General features: G+C 55.5%; 16 protein-coding genes and 4 pseudogenes. 14 read left to right on the forward strand and 6 right to left on the reverse strand.

The window, feature by feature from the left end; all coding sequences use genetic code 11:
• Nucleotides 1–519: 519 nt before the first annotated feature.
• Nucleotides 520–959: pseudogene (locus AC1D19_RS01170) on the forward strand (site-specific integrase); the annotation flags it as partial.
• Nucleotides 960–2,124: 1,165 nt separating this feature from the next.
• Here the strand turns inward: AC1D19_RS01170 and AC1D19_RS01175 are convergent.
• The gene (locus AC1D19_RS01175; RefSeq protein ID WP_477762052.1) at nt 2,125–3,051 is read right to left on the reverse strand and encodes a 2-hydroxyacid dehydrogenase; all 927 of its coding nucleotides are present in this window, start codon (nt 3,049–3,051) and stop codon (nt 2,125–2,127) included.
• Between the two features lie 178 nt (nt 3,052–3,229).
• Here AC1D19_RS01175 and AC1D19_RS01180 point away from each other — a divergent pair, with 178 nt between their 5' ends.
• The 7 genes and pseudogenes from AC1D19_RS01180 to AC1D19_RS01210 all read left to right on the forward strand — a co-directional run bounded on the left by AC1D19_RS01180 (nt 3,230) and on the right by AC1D19_RS01210 (nt 9,757).
• Nucleotides 3,230–4,015 carry a trimeric intracellular cation channel family protein gene (locus tag AC1D19_RS01180; protein WP_477762053.1) on the forward strand — a complete coding sequence of 262 codons (786 nt, stop codon included), beginning with the start codon at nt 3,230–3,232 and terminating at the stop codon, nt 4,013–4,015.
• Nucleotides 4,016–4,104: 89 nt separating this feature from the next.
• Nucleotides 4,105–4,515, forward strand: coding sequence for an EamA family transporter (locus AC1D19_RS01185; RefSeq protein WP_477762054.1), 411 nt, complete (start codon nt 4,105–4,107; stop codon nt 4,513–4,515).
• 474 nt (nt 4,516–4,989) lie between these two features.
• Nucleotides 4,990–6,348: a dimethylsulfonioproprionate lyase DddP gene (gene dddP / locus AC1D19_RS01190; protein ID WP_477762055.1), complete on the forward strand. Its 1,359-nt coding sequence runs from the start codon at nt 4,990–4,992 to the stop codon at nt 6,346–6,348.
• 366 nt (nt 6,349–6,714) lie between these two features.
• Nucleotides 6,715–7,641 (forward strand): annotated as a pseudogene (locus AC1D19_RS01195) (cache domain-containing protein); the annotation flags it as partial.
• 93 nt (nt 7,642–7,734) lie between these two features.
• Nucleotides 7,735–8,502, forward strand: coding sequence for a methyl-accepting chemotaxis protein (locus tag AC1D19_RS01200; protein ID WP_477762338.1), 768 nt, complete (start codon nt 7,735–7,737; stop codon nt 8,500–8,502).
• Between the two features lie 17 nt (nt 8,503–8,519).
• Nucleotides 8,520–9,494, forward strand: a pseudogene (gene gbdR, locus AC1D19_RS01205) (choline metabolism transcriptional regulator GbdR); the annotation flags it as partial.
• A 2-nt stretch (nt 9,495–9,496) separates the two neighbouring features.
• A complete protein-coding gene (locus AC1D19_RS01210) occupies nt 9,497–9,757 on the forward strand; it encodes a hypothetical protein (protein WP_477762056.1) in 261 nt (86 codons plus the stop codon).
• Between the two features lie 31 nt (nt 9,758–9,788).
• Here AC1D19_RS01210 and AC1D19_RS01215 read toward each other — a convergent pair.
• A pseudogene (locus AC1D19_RS01215) lies at nt 9,789–9,959 on the reverse strand (NAD(P)-dependent oxidoreductase); the annotation flags it as partial.
• On the opposite strand from AC1D19_RS01215, the gene AC1D19_RS01220 reads away from it, so the two are divergent.
• Nucleotides 9,909–10,154 (forward strand): hypothetical protein, encoded by a 246-nt coding sequence (locus AC1D19_RS01220; protein ID WP_477762057.1) that lies wholly within the window; start codon nt 9,909–9,911, stop codon nt 10,152–10,154. The pseudogene AC1D19_RS01215 and the gene AC1D19_RS01220 sit on opposite strands and share 51 nt — an antisense overlap.
• A gap of 85 nt (nt 10,155–10,239) precedes the next feature.
• Here AC1D19_RS01220 and AC1D19_RS01225 read toward each other — a convergent pair whose 3' ends face one another.
• The gene (locus AC1D19_RS01225; protein WP_477762058.1) at nt 10,240–11,220 is read right to left on the reverse strand and encodes an isopenicillin N synthase family dioxygenase; all 981 of its coding nucleotides are present in this window, start codon (nt 11,218–11,220) and stop codon (nt 10,240–10,242) included.
• Between the two features lie 359 nt (nt 11,221–11,579).
• On the opposite strand from AC1D19_RS01225, the gene AC1D19_RS01230 reads away from it, so the two are divergent.
• From AC1D19_RS01230 to AC1D19_RS01240, 3 genes are all read left to right on the forward strand, one after another.
• Entirely contained in the window at nt 11,580–13,616 is a 2,037-nt protein-coding gene (locus tag AC1D19_RS01230) for an oxidoreductase (RefSeq protein ID WP_477762339.1), read from the forward strand.
• A gap of 54 nt (nt 13,617–13,670) precedes the next feature.
• Nucleotides 13,671–14,795, forward strand: coding sequence for an S-(hydroxymethyl)glutathione dehydrogenase/class III alcohol dehydrogenase (locus AC1D19_RS01235; RefSeq protein WP_477762059.1), 1,125 nt, complete (start codon nt 13,671–13,673; stop codon nt 14,793–14,795).
• Between the two features lie 63 nt (nt 14,796–14,858).
• Nucleotides 14,859–15,242 carry a VOC family protein gene (locus tag AC1D19_RS01240; RefSeq protein ID WP_046046576.1) on the forward strand — a complete coding sequence of 128 codons (384 nt, stop codon included), beginning with the start codon at nt 14,859–14,861 and terminating at the stop codon, nt 15,240–15,242.
• Nucleotides 15,243–15,312: 70 nt separating this feature from the next.
• Here the strand turns inward: AC1D19_RS01240 and AC1D19_RS01245 are convergent, their stop codons facing one another.
• Both AC1D19_RS01245 and AC1D19_RS01250 read right to left on the reverse strand, forming a co-directional pair.
• Complete coding sequence (locus tag AC1D19_RS01245) at nt 15,313–16,089, reverse strand: pyrroline-5-carboxylate reductase family protein (RefSeq protein WP_477762060.1); 777 nt, start codon at nt 16,087–16,089, stop codon at nt 15,313–15,315.
• The gene (locus AC1D19_RS01250) at nt 16,079–16,786 is read right to left on the reverse strand and encodes a TetR/AcrR family transcriptional regulator (RefSeq protein WP_477762061.1); all 708 of its coding nucleotides are present in this window, start codon (nt 16,784–16,786) and stop codon (nt 16,079–16,081) included. Before AC1D19_RS01250 ends, AC1D19_RS01245 begins: the two co-directional genes overlap by 11 nt.
• Before the next feature lie 405 nt (nt 16,787–17,191).
• Between AC1D19_RS01250 and AC1D19_RS01255 the strand changes: the two genes are divergently transcribed.
• A complete protein-coding gene (locus AC1D19_RS01255; RefSeq protein ID WP_095942149.1) occupies nt 17,192–17,959 on the forward strand; it encodes an SDR family NAD(P)-dependent oxidoreductase in 768 nt (255 codons plus the stop codon).
• A gap of 12 nt (nt 17,960–17,971) precedes the next feature.
• Nucleotides 17,972–18,727: an SDR family NAD(P)-dependent oxidoreductase gene (locus tag AC1D19_RS01260; RefSeq protein WP_477762062.1), complete on the forward strand. Its 756-nt coding sequence runs from the start codon at nt 17,972–17,974 to the stop codon at nt 18,725–18,727.
• A gap of 109 nt (nt 18,728–18,836) precedes the next feature.
• Here the strand turns inward: AC1D19_RS01260 and AC1D19_RS01265 are convergent, their stop codons facing one another.
• The gene (locus AC1D19_RS01265; protein ID WP_477762063.1) at nt 18,837–19,655 is read right to left on the reverse strand and encodes an SDR family NAD(P)-dependent oxidoreductase; all 819 of its coding nucleotides are present in this window, start codon (nt 19,653–19,655) and stop codon (nt 18,837–18,839) included.
• Between the last annotated feature and the right edge of the window lie 13 nt (nt 19,656–19,668).

Genomic DNA, 19,668 nt, shown 5'->3' on the forward strand with positions numbered 1-19,668 from the left:
GCAAAGGGAAGAAGGTGACGTCTACAAAATAGGAATTGCGGCAAGAAAAAACTAAGGGCCTGCATGAGGTATCTCACGCAAGCCCTTGATATTCATGGTGCCGAAGCCGGAATCGAACCTTTCTCTTTGTTATTGAAAATAAAGGGATTTTTTAGTTCGAAAAATTTTTCTACCTCTATGTGTACCCTCAGTCTGCGAGCAGGCTCAGTATTGAGCGTTGCTACCGGTTTCCACCGAGTAATCGCCATGGAAAATTCGGGTGTGGTCATCCACACGGAAGGGGTCACCGATTTCATCGGATTTGATCAGCAGGGAACGACCCAATACTGTCGATGGCGACAGGCAGCATCAGTCGATAAATGCAGTCGATCGGTTTTGCGAAAACCTTCAAACCGCCTGATTTAGAAACCCAAGACCACCCAGCTTTCGTGGACTGAATGGTCTTGGGACTGTCTTACGATAACTCTTTCAGGGCTGTGCCTATAGCTCACAGGGACAACCCTTGTGCAATTCGGCCACCACCACCTGTTCCTATCTGCGTTTGCAACCCACTATTTCAGCAAGCTTCGTCAGCTCACAGGACACTCTCAATGGTGCTTCCCCGCAAAGCATCATAATGGGCATGTCGATCTCAAGGTCGTCAGCAAATAGCTTGGGGACCGCCAATCACGTTTCAAAAATCGCAAGCCGCTAGCACGTCGCCGACACGATGACATCCTGGTGCTGTCTGGTGGTTTGAATGGGGAATGAACACCTCATGACTTGAGGCGAACCAGTGCAGCCATGATGCAATCCTCGGGGTAAGCCTTGATGTGATAGACCGGTGCCAGAACCACGTACTGGCAGGTTCGCGGGGCCGTCGTCACCACTTACACCATGATTATGCCGCAGAGAGAAAAGAAGCTTGGAACCTGTTGGGCGACAAGCTCATTGATATCTTGACAGGTCAGGATGATTAGGAGGGACTTGAGACACAATAAGAGATGTCATCGCCTCCGTCATCTTTATACGATAAAGCGCTGATTATTCAGGGCTTTGTCGTTTTTTGCCTTTTGGAAAAGCCTGCCATCCCACTTCAGCCCACACCTTGGATGAAGTCTCGCTTTTCGACCAGCGACTAATTTTTCGAATGGTCTCTTGCCTACACCTACGGGCCTGAAAAATGAGTTTAGCGGCAGCTTCCGCAGGAAACGCCGGAGCGAAAACAAAATTAGTGATCACTCTTCGATGCAGTCCAGCAAACTTACGTAAACAAAACGCCGCTCAGTGAGCGGCGTTTTTACGTTTTTGGAGGGGCAGCCGGGACGTGCATTGGGTGGTTTAACTGTTGATTTGTATGGGTTTTGTTTTATTACGCTGATGCAAGAATACTTGATGATGTACTTTGTTTTTTGAAATTTTCAAACGCGAAGAGACCAACGGCGCATGCGCCCATCGGTAGCGGTTGACCATTCATCTCCGACGCACGATAGCGCACCAATAGTTTTGTCAATGAAGTCGTTGGCGTAGGTCGTTATCTGAAAGATGTGCTGACACGGCTGCGGACGCAGCGGGAGAGTGAAATTACAGAGTTGCTGCTAAATACGTGGTGCCCGCATAGTATGACTGCGAGTAGATAGTGGCACCGGTACAGCGATACCTAACCCGTTCATGATGATGGCCAGCAGGATGGTCAAACAAGGCCACAAGTAGTTCACGACACCCAGCTAATCGCTTGTGTTCGATTGCTGGCAAAGCCCGGAGCGAGCGAAAGGCACACCTCATACGCGACAAAAAGAGCGATTCCCACTACGAGATAAAACTTGGACGTCGCGCGCAGTCGCGGGCGCCCCAAACTCCCTACAAGCATGAGCGCGCCCAATGAATAAATCATTGCCGCACCGCCCAAGGGGCCGAAAATTTCGCTAATACTCCTGATGAGCCCGGCGGCGGTACTCCATAAAACTATCGCCACTAAACCATACGCCGTGGCGGGACGCTCACCTCTGATCCGCATCATTCCCTCTCGCTCAAATAGCGGTGAGTCTAAGCATTTTGCTTTCCCAATGTTCTCTTAACCAACGGCTACTTTGAGGCGAAAATGAGCGTTCTACCAATATTGATCTCGTACCTGACAGCCGAAAGCTAGTAACCCTTAGCTCGATCTACCACATTGACCAATGGCAGCCCTTCCCGCTCTCTGCGCAGGTTCTCGACTATCACTGCCACACCGCCTTCAATCTGCACATCACTAGCGACGTGAGGGGTCAAGAGGACATGCGGGTGTTTCCAGAAAGGACTTTGTGGTAAGGGAGGCTCTTGTACCAGCACATCCAGAACGGCACCTGCGATTTGACCTGTATTTAACGCGTCAAGCAGATCCTGCTCAATGACGTGGCCGCCGCGTCCTACGTTGATGATTCCAGCGCCATAAGGCAGGCAACCGAGCCTAGCCGCATTGAGTATTCCATTTGTTTCGGGAGTCAATGGCAACATGTTCACCAGGATGTCGCATTGCCCAAGAAAGTCGTCCAATTGCCCCATTCCGACGTAGCAGCGCCCACCAGGAACCTCCTTCAAGGAACGATTCCAACCACTGAGTTGAAACCCCAATGGCTGAAGTCGATCAAGGGCAACTCGCCCTAAATTGCCTACGCCCATGACACCGATCCGCCGCTGTGAAGCATGCACTATCGGCCGTGGTTGCCAACGATTTCGGCGTTGATCCTCCTGGTAGGCGAGGATGTCTCGATGTAAGGCAAGAACACTGAACAGAACGTACTCGGCCATGATGTCTGCCATTAAGCGATTCACCAGCCGAACGAGTGATACCTGACGAGACAGCTGAGCCAAATCGAACTGGTCTACACCAGCCCCGGCAGCGTAAAGGATTCGAAGATTACGAAACTGCTCTGCAAGGTCCCCTAGAGGCTCCCACGCCACGATATAGAGCACCTGCGCCGGGTTGCCAATATCAGGCCACTGGCGGAACTCCAGTTCAGGGGCGAGCGTCGATAAGTAATCCCGCCACACTCCCGCATCGGCTGGGTCTGCGATGTATAGAATGCACATTAGAAGCTCCATGTTCGCAACAGAGAACCGATTGCAGTCTTCGGACAACTCGATGTCAGATAGGGTATGACGGACCTCGATGTTAAGGCGATCCCTACTCGGTTGAACCGACCAATCACGCCGTTTTGGTGGCCCCTTGCGACACGTTAATCAATCAAGGCGGCGATGCATTTGCGGCATGAAAAAAGCCGATCATTTAAGAAAGACGCGCCCTATGAGTTCAGATATGGTTGCATCATCAGGCACAAGCAAAACCACCTCACCTTGCCTCAACGATGCTCCGCAGATCGGCGTATGCCGAGGCGTATTCGAAGAAATCGCGCAACTGACCGGCAGCCTGAGAAAGGAATACAGAATGCTTTATTTTCAGGAAATGGTAGGCATCGCGGTATTTTCCATCACCGGTGTGCTGGCAATTAAAAAAGCCGATGTCGATTTTTTCGGTGCAATGGTGCTGGGCATCATTACCGCTATAGGCGGTGGTACCCTCCGCGACCTGCTTCTGGGTCTGCCTATCTTTTGGATAGTCGACTTCAATTACATTTGGGTGGCCTTGGTTGCCGCCCTGGTGGCGTTTTTCCTTACTCAAAGACTGCACCAGCGTTATCGCCTGTTGCTCTACCTCGACGGGCTGGCGGCTGCCCTATTCGCGTTAGCTGCCACCGAGAAAGTCCTGGCACTCCACCTCGCCGCGCCTTTAGCCGTGATGATGGGCGTGCTGACCAGCATTGGCGGCGGCATAGCCCGCGATGTCCTGGCCGGAAGAGTTTCGCTGCTGATGTCCCGAGACATATACGCGACACCATTATTATTAGGGTGCACCCTCTATGTGGTGTTGCGGGACCTATTCCCATCGATCTGGATCGCGGGGTGGATTGCCTTGATCTTCACTTTTGGCCTGAGGTTTTTCGCCATTTACCAGCATCTGCAGATGCCGGCAATTTTCTCCACCAGGCAAGGATGAGTCACATAGGCGTACTCATCCTCTGTCTGGCCTTCCCTTACTGGAGATAGGGCAACTACTGCGGTGGCGGTAACCTGTTCACCCTGGCGGTGCTCCTCCCCTTCTGCTCAGCATTGTGCTTTGCGCTGTACCAGTTGCTTACACGCAGACTCAGCGCCTATGACAACGCGATCACCAGCAATTTCCTGGGCGGGTTGTTCGCGACGGGAGTCATGTCGCTATTAGCACCCTTTTTCTGGGTTACCCCGTCCATGAACGATGCGGTCATGATGGGAGCATTGGGCACCCTTGGAATGATTTCACACCTGCTGCTCTCACAGTCCTTCCGCTGCGCGGCGCCGGCGGTCCTGGCGCCGTTCAGTTACTGCCAAATTCTCTTTTCCAAGATCCTGGGCGCTGTCATTTTTCAGCAGGTCCCGGAAACGCTCAGCCTTTACGGTATGTTGATCATTGCCATGAGTGGGGCCTGGGCGTTGCTAAAAGGGAGCAAGGCCGCCTGACAACCACAATCAACATTGCATCCAGATACGCTGTAGAACACACAGAATAAATACTATCGCGACAAAACTAACAGCGCTTATACCCACCATGATGCAGTGAACTCCTGGGATTATTAAATTCAGCTCTATGCCAAACCCCATCCTCAAAAGCCTGAGTGTCGCAATTAGACAACGGCCGTCGTTCCAAACAGCCTCGATAACGACAGGTTATCTATAACACCTTGTAAATGTTGTTGGATTTGTCACCAGGATGCTTATAGATTGAAATAAAGTCCGCCCCACGGGCACATAATAAAAACAGGTACATGTCTTGCGTAAATTAATCTTTTATCACTGCCTACCTAATATACCAGCGCTCTAACCTAACTCAATTTAGAGGGTTTGTAGCGTCACGCGCAGAGAAAAGTAAGCGATGACTAATTCAGACACAGTCATGTCGCTTGGTCACGCATAGCCTTTTTAGCAGATTGGACATTGGACGCCACGATGACAACTTCTCCTTTTTCAGTTCCAACGAATGCCCGGCGAATCGACCCCGCCAGGCAACGTGCAGCGGCACTTAAAAAAGATGGCTCCGTCGATGACAACGACCGCGTCGAGATAGGCCCAACTCCCCTGGCTTTTGCGGAGTGGGAGCACTTGGGCCTGGAGCCGCCCCATTTGCCCACCCTACGTTCCTACCGATTGCAACGCATAGTTGATCAGTTGGTAGCCCGTGACCTGGGCGGCATTCTGTTATTCGATCCACTGAATATCCGCTACGCGACCGATACCACCAACATGCAACTATGGACGACCCATAACCCCGCACGGGCATGCTTCGTCGCTGCCAGCGGGCATGTTGTTTTGTGGGACTTCCATGGCTGCGATCACCTTTCTGCCCACTTGCCGCTGGTGACTGAGTTGCGCAGCGGCGCGTCTTTTTTCTTTTTCGAGACGGGCGAGCACACCGATCGACACGCCAGGCATTTCGCCGCACAAATGGACGGGTTGCTGCGCCAGCACGCTGGAGTCAACCGCCGGCTTGCGGTAGATAGAATCGAAGTCGCTGGCGTGCGCGCATTGGATGCCTTGGCTATCGAAATTTTCAGCGGCCAGGAAGTGACCGAGTTCGCGCGCGTGATCAAGGGCCCCGATGAAATCAAGGCGATGCGCTGTGCGGTGGCATCGTGTGAAGCCTCGGTAGCCGAAATGCACCAGGCAATGCGCGCTGGCGCAACTGAAAACGATGTCTGGGCCGCCCTGCATGCCGGCAATATCCGCCGCGGTGGAGAATGGATCGAGACCCGAATCCTCAGTTCCGGTCCTCGCACCAACCCCTGGTTCCAGGAGTCAGGCCCGCGGGTGTTGAGTAACGGCGACCTGCTGTCGTTCGACACGGATCTGATCGGCACCTACGGTATGTGCGTGGACATGTCCCGCAGTTGGATTTGCGGAGGCTTGGAGCCCACGGCCGAACAGAAACGCCTGTATCGAATTGCCCATGACCATATCGTCTATAACACCGAGCTGATCAAGCCGGGCGTGCGCTTTACGGAACTGACCACCAAGGCCCATAGGCTGCCCGAGCCCTGCCGCGCCCAACGCTACGGCGTGCTGTTTCATGGTGTCGGCCTATGCGACGAGTACCCCTGCATTCGCTACCCGGAAGACCTGGAATCCTACGGATACGAAGGCGAACTGCAAGCGGGCATGGCCCTTTGCGTCGAAGCGTATGTGGGTGAAGTGGGCGGCCGCGATGGCATCAAGTTGGAGAACCAATTATTAGTCACTGAAACCGGCTATGAACTGCTGACACGTTACCCATTCGACGACAGCTTTCTGCGGACATGAAGACGGTTGGCTTTGTCCAAATTCTCGTTTAACACGAACGCTACTAAAGAGCCCAGCGACTGATAAAGAATCCAGGCCTGTGTACGGCTATTCCCTTCAGAGGCCACGTCTGAAGCCATTAGTTTCGTTCGGTTGTCCCACTCCGAAATTTAAACACTCACCACCACGCCTCTGCCATTCAAAGAACTATAAATACTCGCCGGAGAAATAATGAATATCAAACAGAAGCTGACTTGGGCGTTCGCGACCATCGCCTTCGTTCCGGTTGTCCTGGTAGCAGTGCTCGTTGTGTTAAACCTGCGCGACGCCGCCAAAGCCAACTTCCTGGAAAGCAGCGGCCGTGAAATCCGTCAGATAGATCACGGCATGAAACAGTTCTTCGACGGCATCAGCCAAAACGTCGAATACATCGCCAAGGATCCACGGGTCACCGCGGCCAAGGGCTTGAAAAACTATTCCGCTGCCGACGCGGCACAAGCACCCTTCCCCGAGATCAATCAACAACTTCTGGGGATGTTCGAGCGTTTTGCCAAAAGCCACCCGAACACCGCTTACCTTTCCATGGGGCAGAACGACGCCGGCTACGCCACCTGGCCTGATGATCCGAAAATGGCCAACTACGACCCGCGCGTGCGCCCATGGTACAAGGCTGCCATAGCCGTCCCCGGTACCACCATTCGCACGGACGCGTACTACTGGGCGCCAGACGACGTCTCACTGATCGGCACCGTACGCACCATTGCCGACGCCAGTGGCAACTCGGTAGGTGTCGTCGGCCTTGATGTGTCGCTCAAGCAACTGACCGAACTGGTCAAGACCATCAAGCTGGGCGAAAGCGGTTACCTGATACTGCTTGAGGGCAACGGCAACGTTTTGGTCGATCCCAGCGATGCCAAGCACAATTTCAAGCCATTGGCCAACCTGGGGCCCAACTATGCCGAGCTGGCCAAGAGTAGCGATGGCGTGACCCAGATCGAGATTGACGGCGTGGCCTACATGGCCAACGTGGTCAGCTCCAAAGACCTGGGCTGGCGTTTTATTGGTCTGATCAAACGTGACGAAGTGATGGCCGAAGCGTCGAGCTTGACTTGGCTGATCGGCGTCATTGCCGCTGCGCTGGCCGTAGTCTTCGCCATTGTGGGCGCCACTTTCGCCAGCGTCATCGTGCGGCCGATCCGCGGTGTTGCCAACGGTCTGCAGGAAATCGCCGAAGGTGAAGGTGACCTCACCCGCAAACTCACCGTACAAGGCAAGGACGAAACCGCCACCCTCGCCAGCTGGTTTAACCAGTTCCTGGGCATGATCGCGCAGCTGGTGCAGCGCATCGGCAGTGCCTCTTTCGACCTGCAAAATGCGGCGGCCGACACCAGCGAAGTGGCCCAGAACATGAACGAAGCCGCCGGGCGCCAGCGCCAGGCCGTGGAACTGGTGAGCACCGCGTTCAACGAAATGGTCGCGACCGCCAACGAAGTGGCCCGCTCTTGCAGCCAGGCCGCCTCCAGTGCGGACGAAGGCTATCGCGATGTACACGATGGCCAGCATCACATCGGCGAGGCTACCGGCAGTGTGCTGAAGCTGAGCGAAGAACTGCAAAAGTCGACCGTGACCATGCAGGCTTTGGAGCAGGACAGCAAGAACATTAACACCATCCTCGATACCATTCACTCGATTGCCGAGCAGACCAACCTGCTGGCGCTCAACGCCGCCATTGAGGCCGCGCGCGCCGGCGACCAGGGCCGCGGCTTTGCCGTGGTGGCCGACGAAGTTCGCGCCCTGGCTCGGCGTACTGCCGACTCTACTGGCGAGATCGACAGCCTGCTAGGCAACCTCGCGCGGCGCACACAAGAAGTGACCCAGCAGATGCAGGGCAGCCTTCAGGTGTCGCAATCCAGCGTCGAACGCATCCAGCAGGCGCGAGACAGTTTCGACAAGATCCGCAATTCGGTGGACTCGATCCGCGATCAGAACACCCAGATCGCCACCGCTGCAGAAGAACAGCACCAAGTGGCCGAAGACATCAACCGGCACATCACGCAGATCCATGCCGATGCGCAGCTGGTCGAGGAGTTCGCCCACTCCGCACAGACGGGTTCAGGGCGTTTGACCGATATTTCCGAGCAACTGAAGGGCTTGGTTGGGCGTTTCAAGTTCTAGTTCAACCTGAGGCAGATATGACCAAAGAGGAGCGCAACCCAGTGCCTACTTCGCAGGACCCTGCCCCACGATCTGTCGGATTCCTGTTGTTGGATGACTTCACGTTCATCTCGCTGGCATCGGCAATAGAACCGTTGCGCATGGCCAATCATCTCTCCGGTAGAGAGCTGTATCGATGGTGCACGCTGGGTAAGAACGCAAAACCAGTGCGCGCCAGTGCCGGCTTGCAAATAACGCCCGACGCCAAAATGGACGAGGCCGCGACGTTGAATACCGTGATCGTATGCGGCGGGATGAGTGTTGAGGACAGCGTAAGCGATGAGCATGTGCTTTGGTTGCAGCACCAGGCCTACCTGGGCCGCAGGTTGGGCGCGATCTGCACAGGAAGCTGGGCCTTGGGCAAGGCCGGACTGCTGGAGGGCCACCGGTGCAGTGTTCATTGGAAATGCCTGGCACAGATGCGCGAAGCGTTTCCCGACGCCGATTTCACTGCACACCTGTTCTCCATCGATAGAAGCCACCTGACCTCTTCGGGGGGCACGGCGCCTATGGACATGATGCTGCACTTGATCAGGAGCGAGCACGGCCGTGAACTGGCCGCGGCAATCTCCGACATGTTCATGTATGAGCGCATGCGAGACGACCAGGATCAGCAACGGATACCGCTCAGGCATACACTTGGCGAAAATCAGCCCAAGTTGCAAGCGGCTGTCCTGTTGATGGAGGCCAACCTGGACACCCCTCTCGAACTCAAAGTGCTGGCGTTTAAGGCCGGGATTTCACGTCGCCAACTGGAGCGCCTGTTTCATAAATACCTGGACGTCTCTCCGTCGCGCTACTACCTCAAGCTGCGTTTAGTCCGGGCACAACAGTTATTGAAGCAGACCTCATCGTCAGTCCTGAAAATAAGCGCGCTGTGCGGCTTTGGTTCAGCTGCGCATTTCGCCAAAAGCTATCGCGACTATTTCGGCTTAACGCCTCGTGATGAACGCGCTTGAATACCCAGGGGATAACCCCCCAAGGCTCCACCATCAATCAGGTTAAGGCCGGCATTGACGGGGGCACCGCAGAGCTCGGATTCGCCAGACACGAATTCGAACGATACAAGAACCTCTCCGAGCAAGGCGCGGGCACGCGTCAAAACTCACAGCAAGCCGGCACCCGGCTGACCAAGGCAACGGCTCAGCTACACACCCGCCAAGCTGCGCTCGAAAGCGCGACCACCGAGACTTCAAAGAACGATTCCAGCCGCTGAGCTGAAATCCCAATGGCTGAAGGCGATCAAGCGCGGCGCGTCCGAGATTGCCAACCCCCATGACACCAATACGCCGCTGAGAAGCGTGCACGATTGGTCGAGGTTGCCAGCGCCCACTGCGTTGATCCTCCTGGTAAGCGAGGATGTCTCGATGCAAGGCGAGAACGCCAAACTGAACATACTCGGCCATGATGTCAGCCATCGAGCTATCTACCAGTCGTATTACCGACACGTGAGCAGGCAAACGGGCCAGATCAAACTGGTCGACTCCAGCCCCGGCAGCGTAGAGGAGTCGAAGATTACCAAGCTGCTCCGCAACGTCGGCAAGAGGCTCCCAAGCCAGGATGTAGTGCACCTCTGCCGGGTTACCGATTTCAGGCCATTGGCGGAACTCTAGTTCAGGGGCGAGCGTTGACAGGCAATCTCGCCATTTCTCCGCATCGGCTGGGTCGGCCATGTATAGGATGCACATTGAAAATTCCCTATTCGCCTTTCAGGTGCGCATAGCTATCAACGAATCGTTTAAATTTGTGTTTACCACATGTGTAGGCTTCATACTTCGCGGGTAACGCCTCACTCACGCAGGTTGGCACAGGCTCAACAACCGCATCGAAATCCAAATCAATAAAGAAAGGTATTGAATAACGCTCTAGACCACTAGTATTTATGACGCGATGCATTGTCGAGGTGTAGCGATCGTTGGTGAGGGTTTGAACCAGATCACCAATATTGACGATAAAAGTGCCTTCAACGGGTGGGGCAGTAACCCACTCCCCTGCACGGTTCCTGACTTGCAAACCGCCAACTGCATCTTGGGATAGGACCGTCAAGAAACCATAGTCCGTGTGTGCCCCAATACCGATCTCCTCTTGGGAAACCCTTCCGATCTGGGGCGGGTAACGCAAAATCCGCTGAATAGTGATGGGCTTACGCTGAAGATGTTCAAAGTAATCTTGTGGTAAACCCAAGCTCAGCGCGATCCCGCCAATAAGCATTCGCGCGAGTGCCAATACAGAGGAATGGTAATCTTCGGCAACCTTCTCAAATTGCGGCAGTACAGACGGCATTTGATTAGGACCAAAAAATGGAGAGACCTCATCATAATGAGCTCCGCAATCAAAACACTCTTTGAAATCACGGGTATTAGCAGGGTCGACGTTTTCCGCGTACATCGGTATATAACCACGTAGCGTTAGCCCGGAGTTCACGACATTAAGCTTGTTCTTCTCCTCATAAGGAAGCTTGAAAAAACTTTTGGTAAGCGCATACATCTTATCTATTAACTGCTGGTCAATACCATGGTTTTTTATATAAAAAAACCCCACCTTTTCGCATGCATTACCTATTTGGCTTGCCACCTTCAGCGGATTTTCGCCGTTTATGAGCGACGATATATCTATGACTGGAATTTCAGTGAACGCTGTCTGTTTGCTAGCCAAGCGAATATCAAATAACTCTGTCACCTATGCTCTCCTTTCCGAAATATCAATAAGGCAGAAGATTAAGAAAGCACGACTGTGCCCTCGTCGATCCCACTGAATCACACCTGAACCATCACCTATAACACCCACTTTCACGTCCATCTCAACGAGTGCGGTTTGCCGCTGCGCGCACTTTCATCACGCCGCGGGCAGACCGCTCAACGCGATGGAAGGCAGGCCCGTACGAGTCAAATCAGTCCTTGTTTTGTCGGATGTTAATCCCGGTTTTTTGGACACGCAAGCAAAATGTACACCTATGTCATCATTAGTTGACACATATGTACATTTATCCTAATTTTAAGTCACCGAGCCTGATGAAGCCCACTTTGGAGCGCACCACGATGTCCAGCGATCCCTTGCTGCAACCCTATAAAATCAAGAATCTGACCCTCAGAAACCGGATCATGACCACCTCCCATGAACCGGCCTACCCTGTGGACGGCATGCCCAAGGATCTCTACCGCGCCTACCACGTGGAGCGTGCAAAAGCCGGTGTCGCCCTGACCATGACTGCCGGTTCCGCTGCCGTTTCCCGAGACAGCCCGCCGGTGTTCAACAACGTGCTTGCCTACAAAGACGAAGTGGTCGGATGGTTGAAGGATCTGACAGATGAGTGCCACGAACACGGCGCGGCAGTGATGATCCAGTTGACTCACCTGGGCCGTCGCACCCGCTGGGACAAGGCCGACTGGTTACCGGTGGTGTCGCCGTCACATCGTCGGGAAGCTTCACACCGCTCCTTCCCGAAGAAAATGGAGGAATGGGACATTGAGCGGATCATCAAGGACTATGTCGACGCCGCGGAGCGTATGAAGGCGGCAGGTCTCGATGGCCTGGAGCTTCAGGCTTATGGGCATTTGATGGACCAGTTCTGGTCACCGTTGACCAATGACCTTGATGGCCCTTATGGCGGCTCGCTGGAAAACCGCATGCGCTTTACCTTCGACATCCTGCGTGGCATCCGCCAGCGGGTCGGCGAAGATTTTCTGCTGGGAGTTCGTTACACCGGTGATGAAGAATTGCCCGGTGGCTTCACAGCCAGCGAGGGCATGCAGGTTTCTCACATGCTCAAGGACAGCGGACTGGTCGACTTCCTGAACGTCGTGCGTGGTCACATTGATACGGATGCCGGCCTGACTGATGTCATCCCGATTCAGGGTATGCGCAACTCACCCCATCTCGACTTCGCTGGCGAGATCCGCTCCTCAACTGGCTTCCCGACCTTCCACGCAGCGAAGATTCCAGACGTGGCCACGGCGCGCTACGCGATCGCCTCGGGCAAAGTGGACATGGTGGGCATGACCCGCGCGCACATGACCGATCCGCACATCGTGCGCAAGATCATCGAGAAGCGCGAAGAAGACATTCGCCCGTGCGTGGGCGCCAACTATTGCCTGGATCGCATCTACCAGGGCGGCGCGGCCTACTGCATCCACAACGCAGCGACGGGTCGGGAAACCACCATGCCTCATGACATTCCCAAAGCCGCCGTCAAGCGCAAGGTGCTGGTGGTCGGTACCGGCCCTGCTGGGCTGGAGGCGGCGCGGGTCGCCGGTGAGCGCGGCCATGATGTGACGGTGCTTGAGGCGGCTGACCAACCAGGCGGGCAGATTCGTCTGACTGCGTTGAGCGAGCGTCGTCGCGAGATGATCAGCATCATTGATTGGCGCATGGCGCAATGCGAACGGCTGGGGGTGAAGTTTCACTTCAATACCTGGGCCGAAGCCGACACTGTGCAAGCCTTCGAGCCTGACGTGGTCATCGTTGCGACCGGCGGCCTCCCTGATACCGAGGTGCTCCGCGAAGGCAATGAACTGGTGGTTTCAACCTGGGACATCATTTCCGGTGACATCAAGCCCGGTCGCAACGTACTGATCTTCGACGATGCTGGCGACCATGCCGCCCTGCAGGCTGCCGAGGTCATCGCGCAAAGCGGTGCGACCGTGGAGATCGTCACCCCTGACCGCTCGTTTGCACCTGAAGTCATGGCTATGAACCTGGTGCCCTACATGCGCAGCCTGCAGGACCTGGACGTCACCTTCACCGTGACCTACCGGGTTGATACAGTGGAAAAACGTGATGGCGGGCTCGTTGCAACCTTTGGCAGCGATTACGGAAAGGTTCACAAGCAGCGCGTGGTCGATCAGGTGGTCGTCAACCACGGCACCCTTCCCCTGGACGACTTGTACTTCGACCTGCGTCCTCTCTCCACCAATGGCGGCGCGGTAGAGCAGCATGACCTGATCGCCGGCACGGCACAGAACATCGTCACCAATCCCGAAGGACGCTTCCAGCTGTTCCGGATCGGCGACGCCGTGTCTGCTCGCAACACCCACGCGGCCATCTACGACGCTTTGCGCCTGGTGAAAGAAATCTGAATCCGAACCTCCATTCCTGTTGGAACGGAGGCTCGCCATGAACAAGAGGGAACCATGTCAGCAGTGACCATTAAATCGAAGGCGGCAGTCGCTTTCGGCCCAGGACAGCCGTTACAGCTGGTGGACATTGATGTCGCACCGCCCAAGGCTGGCGAAGTACGAGTACGAATCGTGGCAACCGGTGTCTGCCACACGGATGCTTTTACCCTGTCGGGCGACGATCCCGAGGGGATCTTTCCTGCCGTGCTGGGCCATGAGGGCGGCGGGATCATCGAGTCGATCGGCGAAGGCGTGACATCATTGTCGGTCGGCGACCATGTGATTCCGCTGTACACGGCCGAGTGCCGGCAATGCAAATTCTGTCTGTCGGGCAAGACCAATCTGTGCCAGGCAGTCAGAGCGACACAGGGCAAAGGCCTGATGCCTGACGGAACATCGCGTTTCTCCTTTCAGGGCCAGCCGGTGTTCCACTACATGGGCTGTTCGACCTTCTCCGAGTACACGGTACTGCCGGAGATTTCCCTGGCCAAAATCCACAAGGATGCGCCGCTGGAACAGGTGTGCTTGTTGGGCTGTAGCGTGACCACAGGCACTGGTGCCGTACTCAATACTGCCAAGGTCGAGGCTGGGGCAAGCGTTGCGATATTCGGGCTCGGCGGGATCGGGCTGGCGGCCATCATCGGCGCGAAAATGGCCAACGCCGGGCGAGTCATCGCCATTGATATCAACCCGGCCAAGCGGGACGTCGCCCTATCGCTCGGCGCGACCGACTTCATCAATCCCATGGACTATGACAAGCCCATCCAGGACGTGATTGTCGAGCTCACTGACGGTGGCGTGGACTATTCGTTTGAATGCGTCGGCAACGTCAAGTTGATGCGAGCTGCTCTGGAGTGCTGCCACAAGGGCTGGGGCGAATCGATCATCATCGGTGTTGCCGGTGCGGGCCAGGAAATCAGCACCCGCCCTTTCCAACTGGTGACCGGGCGCGTCTGGCGCGGCAGCGCGTTTGGCGGGGTCAAGGGCCGCACGGAGCTTCCCAGCTACGTCGAGAAAGCGAGCACCGGCGAAATTCCGCTGGAAACCTTCATCACTCATAACCTTGGTCTTTCGGACATCAACAAGGCTTTCGAATTGATGCTGGCAGGGCAAAGCATACGCACCGTCATTCATTTCTGACCAAGGCACTGCCGTGATATCGGCCAGCGCTCACACCCGCATCACAACCCAAAGGAAATCAAAATGTCTGTTTTTACCCATGTCACTGTCGGTACCAATGACCTTGCCAAAGCACGGACCTTCTATGATGGCGTTCTCAAAGAAATTGGTCTCAACCGTGTTGCCGACCTTGATGAATCCGGCTCCATTTGGGGCGTGGATAAACCGTCATTCTTCGTGCTCAAACCCGCCAATGGCAATCCTGCCAACGTTGGCAATGGCGTGACTGTCAGCTTCGAAGCGCCAAATCGCGCTGCGGTACATGCATTCCACGAAACCGCACTCGCTGCTGGTGGCATCTGTGAAGGCCAACCGGGTTCTCGTAACTGGGCTGAAAATGCCTATGCCGCTTACGCTCGGGACCTTGATGGCAACAAACTGGCTGTCTATTGCTTCAAGGCCGAATAATCGCAACCGGCTGACGCCTTTTACAGCGAAGGCCCTTCAGCGGGCCTTCACTGTATATCCCCTGCCCTGGCTACATTCCCCGCCGCGCAACCTCAGCGCCTGCCATTATTGCCCGCCCCACAATGGACTCGATGTTTTGATCGGCCATCGACTGCAGCGCTGCTGCCGTCACGCCACGGTAAGCCATCAACGATTCAATCATTTGCTGCGGATCGCGACTGGCAAGCATCTGGCCGCCCCCCACCACCACGCCTTGTGCAGCGCGCTGCGCGATGGCAAGGGGAATTCCCGCAGCCACCGCCTGATTAGTCAGAGCCATTTGCAACATTGCCGGGAAGGCCGGCCCAGTCCCGGACAACGCGCTGAGGTAATCAATACAGTCTTCATCAGGCACTTCGTCCGCCGAACCTACACACTCGAACAGTCGCTGCACCCACTTGCGGTCGCACTCTGGAAGGTTTCCGACACTGTACCAAGGCGTGAACGACTGCCTGATTTCCACGGCCGCATTCGGCATGGCCCGCACCACGACATCCGCACCGGTGGCCGCGCTGATGGCTGCCGCCGGAACTCCGGCCATCAGAGAAATCACTAGCTTGCCGCGGACGTTGATCCGCAGTTCGCGAAACTGCTCCGGCCGGATGGACAGCACGACAATATCGCTGAGGTCCACCAACTGCTGGTTGTCGGCCAGCAGCCTCACGTCTGGCTCGAAGGTATTGACGCCGGAGCGGTTCGAGATCAACAAACGGTCAGGCCCGACGAACCCGCTATCGAGCAGCGCCACCGCGATTGCACGCCCGAGCCAGCCGGTGCCCCCGATGATTCCCAGAGTTCTATTCTCCATCGGCAGTGGACTCCTCGAATGTTTCGACCAAGGGAACGAAAACGCCAGGCTCTTTTTCTGCGTAGCCAAACTTTCCATAAAAGCGATCCAGCTCGCGCCTCTTCGGTACTTTGCCGGTAAACACGCTCACGTACTGAGGAATCCGTCGAAATCGAACGACGATATCTTCATTGGTTTTCATGGAGATGTAGCCGATCTGTGTGAGGTAGATCGTCCTGGCCCGAACGTCAGCCCCCTCGCCGTCGTAGCCAAACCGTCGGAACATCGCGGCCAGAGCATTCATCCGCGCCTCATCGGCTAAAGCGATTTCAGCTTTGACCTCGTCCGATTGCAGCGCCCAACTGCGCACAGCAAATTCGAACTGCGAGTCGAACAGCTCAGGGTTCACCCAGCATTCGAAGACGTTGAGAATTGCTTCGGAAATACTTTCTGCATAACTCTCGCATTGGCTGACCATACCGCCGGTGTTCTTGTCCCGCCATCGAGCGAGGAGTGCCGCGAGCAGCTGTTCCCGATCTTCATAGAACCAATAGAAGCTGGTACGAGACAAATTCAAGCGTTTGGCCAGCGGCATCACCCGCACAGCATCCACACCCGACTCTTTAAGAGCATCGTAGGCGGCGTCCAGCCAACCATCGACGGAGCCTCGCCAGCCTGCGTCCTGAGCTTTGGTTTTCGCCCTTCCTGTCTGTGACATTCGGGTTGCACCTTTCTCTGAAAATTCTTCGTCACTGTACACCTCAGGATCTGTGGCGTACACGGCATGTACAGCTGCGTACATTTTCGAGACGCTCAATCGCCAAATCAAGCGCACGCCATCAATAATGCCCCGAATCAATTCACTGGTCGAATTGCGAAGCCCGGCACTAGAACGGCCGATTCTCAACAGGTACTCGCAGCATGTTTCGTGTTGATATCAGTGTTATTGACTCCAGCAGCGCCAACTTTTATCAAGTCTTCGACGACACCAGAAGAAACTCTCGAGTCAGAAACTTTGGATAACGCCACGTTATCTTTGGCCCTGTAAAAAAGTTGCTGGACGCTGTGAGCCATTGAAATTAAATAATGGCTGCGCCAAAAAAACTACCAGGTAGGTTGCCCAATGAAATTCAATAATAAAGTGGTGGTCATTACCGGCGCTGCCGGTGGTGTCGGACAGGCGTTAGCATTATTGTTCGCCCGAGAAGGCGCAAAGCTTGTTTTGTCTGATCTTGATGAAGCCGGTTGCAAATCAATTTCCGCCAAAGTCCGTGACTTGGGCGCCGAAGTGCACTACGTGGCAGGCGATTTACGCAGAAAAGAATATTGTGAAGCGATTGTCCAAACTGCCGTCGATGTTTTTTCCGGGATTGACATCGTATTGAACAATGCGGGCATCATTCCCCGCGGCACGATTGAGGAAACCACTGACGACATGTGGTTTGACGCCATGGGCGTAAACCTGAATGCGGTGTTCTTCATCTGCCGTGCCGCAATACCGCACATGAAAAATCGCCCGGGCGCCGCAATCGTCAACACATCATCTGTCTGGGGAATTTATCCAGGCCCCGCCCACGTGGCGTATTGCACAAGCAAAGGGGCCGTCGCGGCTTTAACCAAAAATCTGGGCCGCGATTGCGCCCCTTTGGGCATCCGTGTCAACGCCGTATGCCCGCACGAAATCAATACCCCAATGATACGCAGCGGCTTTGAGCGTCGTGGCCTGGATCCGGATAAGGCCGTGCAAGAACTGAACAAGAGCGTGCCATTAGGCCGTATCGCCGAGCCTGAGGACATTGCGGACGTCATCGCATTTCTGGCGTCCGACGAGGCCAGGTACATCGCCGGTGAAACGGTAGAAGTCACAGGCGCCAAGCCGGTATCCGGCTAAGGAGAAGTAGCGATGCTCAAAGGTAAAAATGTAGTGGTGACCGGGGGCGGCAGAGGAATTGGTCGAGGCATCACCGAACAATTGCTTGAGGCGGGAGCTACTGTTTTGATCGCTCAGCGCCAGGCACTGGACGACGACTTGCGAGATCACCCCCAAATCTATTTCGTCGAGGCTGATCTCGCCTCGATGGAGTCACCCGGTTTGATTGCACAGTCCGCCCAGGAGCAGCTTGGCGGAATCGATGTATTGGTTAACAACGCCGGGTTCATGTTCGAGAAATCCGTTGATGATATGACCGAACAGGACTGGGATCGCATGATGGCTGTCAATCTGCGAGCGCCAGCATTCTTGTGTAAGGCGTTGGTGCCCCAGATGCGTCAGCGAGGCGGTGGCAGCATCATCAACATCGGGTCGATCGAAGGGATAGGCGCCAACCCTGAACATGCCGCGTACTGTGCCTCCAAAGCCGGCATCCATGGGCTGACCCGAGCCTTGGCAGTCGATCTCGGCCGGGACGGCATCCGCTGCAATGCCATTGCTCCGGGGTGGATAAATTCCGAGCTGAGTGATGCGTACCTCGCCGCTCAAGCTGATCCGCGTGCGGCACGCAAAGCACTCCTGCGTCTTCACCCGGTTGGACGTACCGGACTGCCGACGGATGTTGGCGGGACAGTCGTCTTCCTGGCCTCGGAGTCATCGGCCTTCATCACCGGACAAGTGCTGGTGGTGGATGGGGGGCGCACGGCGAAACTGCCGCTGCCGTTTTGATCGAATCAGCCTGACTTGCGACGGAGGGAGTCACTTACTCTCCTCCGTTGCAGGTTGCGTGGAGCCAGACTGTTGTCCGCTGCAAAATTTTGCGGCGGGCACGCATTGATTACTTGGGTGCTTTGTTCTCTGTCAGACAATTGCCACCATCAATCACCAGTAACTCGCCGGTAATGTAACTGGACTCAGGTGATGCCAGGAACGTAACGGCAGCCGCTACTTCTTCCGGGCGACCTGCCCTGCCAACCGGGACATACTTCGCTGCATTCTCTTCCTCCGGAGTGCTTGACCCTGTAGCGATCCAGCCCGGCGCGACCGCGTTCACAGTGATTCCATAACCCGCGACTTCTATGGCCAGGCTCATGTTCATACCCACCATTGCTGCTTTTGCCGCGGCATAAGCCGCCTCTCCCGGATTACCGGCTCGAGTGCCAGTCGTGGAGCTGACATTGACGATACGGCCGTAGCGTCTGTTACGCATCCCCGGCAAAATTCCACGGGTCAATAGAAAGGCAGTTGTCAGATTCCGAGCAATTGAGAGGTTCCAGCTATCGACACTCATGTCCGCCAGTTCGACAAAAGGCTCGGGGTGACCCTGCGCGGCCATGCCGGCATTGTTCACAAGAATATCAATTCGTCCCCAAACCGATTCGGCCCAAGTGGTCAGCTCAAGGACTTGATCCTCTTGGCTCAGGTCAGCCGCACGCCCTTGCACTTCAAATCCTGCGGCGCGTAACTCCTCCACCCGATCCTGGATGCGAGCGCTGCTGCCTGTGACGATTAATCGCACGCCGAGGCTGCCCAGACGCTTCGCAATCGCAAAGCCAATTCCACGTTCACTACCGGCGCCACTAACAAGCGCAACCTGACCACTCCAGTCCGCAACCACATTTTGCTCCTGTTGTCCGGGATTAGTCCCTGAGCCCATGGCAGTCTAGGGG

It is taken from the genome of Pseudomonas sp. P1_C12, from assembly GCF_056406435.1.

Bases quoted from the DNA above. Each gene is read 5' to 3' on its own strand.
- AC1D19_RS01175 (WP_477762052.1), bottom strand. From the start codon at position 3,051: ATGTGCATTCTATACATCGCAGACCCAGCCGATGCGGGAGTGTGGCGG.
- AC1D19_RS01180 (WP_477762053.1), top strand. From the start codon at position 3,230: ATGAAAAAAGCCGATCATTTAAGAAAGACGCGCCCTATGAGTTCAGAT.
- AC1D19_RS01200 (WP_477762338.1), top strand. From the start codon at position 7,735: ATGAACGAAGCCGCCGGGCGCCAGCGCCAGGCCGTGGAACTGGTGAGC.
- AC1D19_RS01220 (WP_477762057.1), top strand. From the start codon at position 9,909: ATGCAAGGCGAGAACGCCAAACTGAACATACTCGGCCATGATGTCAGC.
- AC1D19_RS01230 (WP_477762339.1), top strand. From the start codon at position 11,580: ATGTCCAGCGATCCCTTGCTGCAACCCTATAAAATCAAGAATCTGACC.
- AC1D19_RS01235 (WP_477762059.1), top strand. From the start codon at position 13,671: ATGTCAGCAGTGACCATTAAATCGAAGGCGGCAGTCGCTTTCGGCCCA.
- AC1D19_RS01240 (WP_046046576.1), top strand. From the start codon at position 14,859: ATGTCTGTTTTTACCCATGTCACTGTCGGTACCAATGACCTTGCCAAA.
- AC1D19_RS01245 (WP_477762060.1), bottom strand. From the start codon at position 16,089: ATGGAGAATAGAACTCTGGGAATCATCGGGGGCACCGGCTGGCTCGGG.
- AC1D19_RS01250 (WP_477762061.1), bottom strand. From the start codon at position 16,786: ATGTCACAGACAGGAAGGGCGAAAACCAAAGCTCAGGACGCAGGCTGG.
- AC1D19_RS01255 (WP_095942149.1), top strand. From the start codon at position 17,192: ATGAAATTCAATAATAAAGTGGTGGTCATTACCGGCGCTGCCGGTGGT.
- AC1D19_RS01260 (WP_477762062.1), top strand. From the start codon at position 17,972: ATGCTCAAAGGTAAAAATGTAGTGGTGACCGGGGGCGGCAGAGGAATT.
- AC1D19_RS01265 (WP_477762063.1), bottom strand. From the start codon at position 19,655: ATGGGCTCAGGGACTAATCCCGGACAACAGGAGCAAAATGTGGTTGCG.